Raw genomic sequence first — 1,406 nt, forward strand, 5'->3', positions numbered from 1 at the left:
CGTGGAGGCGGGGGCGAGGAACTTCATGCACGTGTGGGACAGGTTGGGCACCATGGTCACACAGTACGGGGACATGCTGGTGATTGACGGGGACAAGCTGGTGATCCCGCGCGGGGCAGTGAAGTATGTGATGGAGAAGCTACACACTCCACATCAGGGTATAGTGAAAACTCAGAAGGCTGCCAGATGCAGATATTGGTGGAATACACTTAATTCAGATATAATGACAATGACAAAGAGATGTGAGAGTTGCATTCTGTACTCAAGAGCCCAACCACACGATCCACATATCGAGCAGGAGCACATAGGGACCCTGGAGCCCATGGAGGACGTGGCGTATGACTTGGCTTACTACGGCGGGAAGCACCACCTGGTGATCGTTGACAGATACAGCGGTTACTCCTTCATCAAGAAGTTGAAAGGCGGAGGCTCCACCCCGGAGATATGCACGGAGTTGATCAAAGTCTTCGAGGACTTCGGGTATCCGCTCGTCAGCAGGGCGGACAACGGACCCGGCTTCAGAGACGCTTTCATCGAGCGGATGAAGGAGATGGGAGTGATGCACAATCCAAGCTGTGAGTACAATCCGGCACGTAACGGGTTGGCTGAGAAGGGGATCGGGTTGTTGAAGTTGCTGATGAAAAAGTGTGATGAGGAGAAGACAAACTTCGAACACGCCCACCAGATGTTCAGACAGGCGCCCAGGGCAGACGGGCACAGTCCGGCAACAATGTTTTTCCGCAGGATGCTGAGAAATCCTGACCTTCCATCGGTTTTGAGCACAGAGACAGATATCAGTGCGGCCGAGGACAGCAGGGAGAAGACGCTGCAGGACACGCGGAACAGAACGCAGACACACAAACCTCTTGACAAAATCGAGGTGGGGGACATGGTGCGGCTGCGGGACATGATCACCGGGAAGTGGGACAAGCCTGGGACGGTGGTTGCGGAGAGAGGCGCCAGTTTCGAGGTTCTCACAGACACAGGGTTATCGAAGCACAGGGGCAGGAGTTTGATGAAACCGCTGATAGACGACGGCGAGCTTCGCCAGGTCATTGAGGAGGGACAGGATGCTGGGGTGCAAGACATTCAGGAACTTGGCGAACAGCGGGTTTAAGAAGGGGATTGTTCTCCGATATAAAGTCCTCGAACCTGTTTTTGAAAAGAGGCAGAAGCTGTTTGAAAGGAGATATTAACTCAGTAGTTTAAAATGTTACATTGATGATGAGAAGTGTACGCGGCAAGTAGCAATATACACTGTGTAGTGTTATTCATTCAGAAAGGAACATCAATGGACAAAAATTTGAAGAAACTAACTGAACACAGTTTGTGCTGTTTGTGCTTGATGCCAGAGGATTCTGGACATGAATGTGCCCAAGGAAAATGGCGCTACGTGTGTGAAGCTC

General features: G+C 51.6%; 1 protein-coding gene. It reads left to right on the forward strand.

Annotation, left to right across the window (positions count from 1 at the left end; genetic code table 11):
* Window positions 1–1,117, forward strand: a 1,117-nt coding sequence (locus ACN0IC_RS15440; RefSeq protein WP_416879639.1) for an integrase, incomplete at its 5' end; no start/stop codon positions are given.
* Window positions 1,118–1,406 lie beyond the last annotated feature (289 nt).

Origin of the sequence: Litorimonas sp. (assembly GCA_029936425.1) — a bacterium.
Classification (GTDB): domain Bacteria; phylum Pseudomonadota; class Alphaproteobacteria; order Caulobacterales; family Maricaulaceae; genus Litorimonas.